Origin of the sequence: Mucilaginibacter sp. (genome assembly GCF_036383575.1) — a bacterium.
GTDB lineage: Bacteria > Bacteroidota > Bacteroidia > Sphingobacteriales > Sphingobacteriaceae > Mucilaginibacter.
This window is the reverse complement of sequence record NZ_DASVOB010000868.1, coordinates 1-1,734: the sequence shown is the minus strand read 5'-3', so window position 1 is coordinate 1,734 and position 1,734 is coordinate 1. Positions and strand designations below refer to the sequence as shown.

The 1,734-nt window shown below is 43.4% G+C and carries 2 protein-coding genes; both read left to right on the top strand.

What is annotated here, in order from left to right; all coding sequences use genetic code 11:
* Positions 1–549 precede the first annotated feature (549 nt).
* Positions 550–1,281 (top strand): hypothetical protein, encoded by a 732-nt coding sequence (locus tag VF500_RS30590; protein WP_330863283.1) that lies wholly within the window; start codon positions 550–552, stop codon positions 1,279–1,281.
* 5 nt (positions 1,282–1,286) lie between these two features.
* Positions 1,287–1,734 (top strand): RtcB family protein (locus VF500_RS30585; protein WP_330863282.1); only part of this gene is annotated, 448 nt, incomplete at its 3' end.

The window sequence follows — 1,734 nt, the reverse complement described above, 5'->3', positions numbered from 1 at the left end:
GTACGCCCCGAAGGAGGTGGCGGCGACTACGGAGGTAATAGTGGCGGATATGATCAATTGGGTTTTGGCACACTGACCTTCTCCCGTTAAACAACAAACAACTAAACAGGCTGCACTGGCTTTGTCAAATACCGACGGAGCCAGTGCTTTTCTATGGTAATAGATACGCGCAGTTTAAATCATAAACAACAAGCGCTGGCGATGGAAATTGTAGCTACGTTGCGGCCCAAACCTGCAAACTAAATAGCCGCCTCTTGATATTTCGAATTAAATTCTATCTTTGTATCCAATTCCTGATTTGTTAATCTTTTAAATATCAAGGAATCATGACAGAGCAAATCTACATATCGCCCCTTTCGCTCATTGCCTGATCAGGCAGGCAAACCCTGTATTTTATTAAATAATTAAACGGTTGCGTCAGTAACCTGTGCATTATTTTGCCTGCCCCCAAATTCACAGGATTTTTTGAGCGCTCTGACAAGGGTATATCCTTACTCAAGGACGAACTGAGATCAAAAATCAAATTCAAGAAAATTAAATGAAAGTGTGATGAACACACATGAATGGCCGCGCTGTATCAAACCGGCACGGCGCAAAAGGCGGCTCGTTAAAACCGGTCGGGATAAACAACTGATACAGCTGGACAAACGGCGCGATGAACTAAGGGAGCAAAGAAGGCTTTTGCCTATGGTTGCGCTTGAACACCCGTATCAACGTGGCTGGAAACGTTTTTTTGTGTTGCGGGATGACCATAAGCATAACCCGGGGAAGGACTTTTATGAAGCCTTGCTAATGAAAATTAACACGGTTGAATATCATCAGGACAAATCCTTCAAACGGAAAAAACGACGCAAACAACGTTATGTGTACCAGGCAAAACCGCAAATGCTGCGTGAGCTGTCGCAACATAGCTGGGATATCAACAGGATCAATTTAACCGAGCAGGAAAAGGTTTGCTTTACCCGTGTTGAAACTTTTGATGTTAAAACCTACCGTACCGAGGTAAAATACGTGTTTGCCGAGCCCTGGCGATATGTGCTAAAGGTAGCGCCGCATATGGTTACGCATATTAAAATGATCGATACGGATATTGAAACGGAGTTAGCGTGGATAGACGAACACATTGGTAACAACTACTTATGGCCGCGCATTAACCTGTTAACCCGTGGCCGGAGCTATCGCTGTAAAGATGAGTTTAACGACCGGCCAAAATACATTAACAAATTTAAAAACATACCCAGGTATGCCTGTAAAGAAGCCTACCTGGAATTAGAAACATAACCCACATGGGCAATTTAAGAACAAAAGATTTAAGTAAAATAGGTTATCATAATGATCAGCTGCGAAGCCTGGTTATTGGTATAATCTCTAAAAATTTTAAGCACCATAGTAAGCAGCAGCTACTGGACCTATTGGTGGATATTAAGAACGATCCGGAAGCATTTCTGGATGATGAGTTAACAAGCAAGATAGCCGAAAAGGTAATTGGCAAAACGGATGCACCATCCTTTAAAACGTTTGCACTGCGTGATGAACCGGTGTACTGCAAAACTTACGGTGGCAAGGGCATTGAGCAATCGGCCAAAAAACAAATGGAGTTGGCTAATATGCTGCCTGTAAGCGTTCAAGGTGCATTAATGCCTGACGCGCACATGGGTTTTGGTTTGCCTATTGGTGGCGTACTCGCTGCAAACAACGCGGTAATTCCCTATGCTGTAGGTATGGATATTGGCT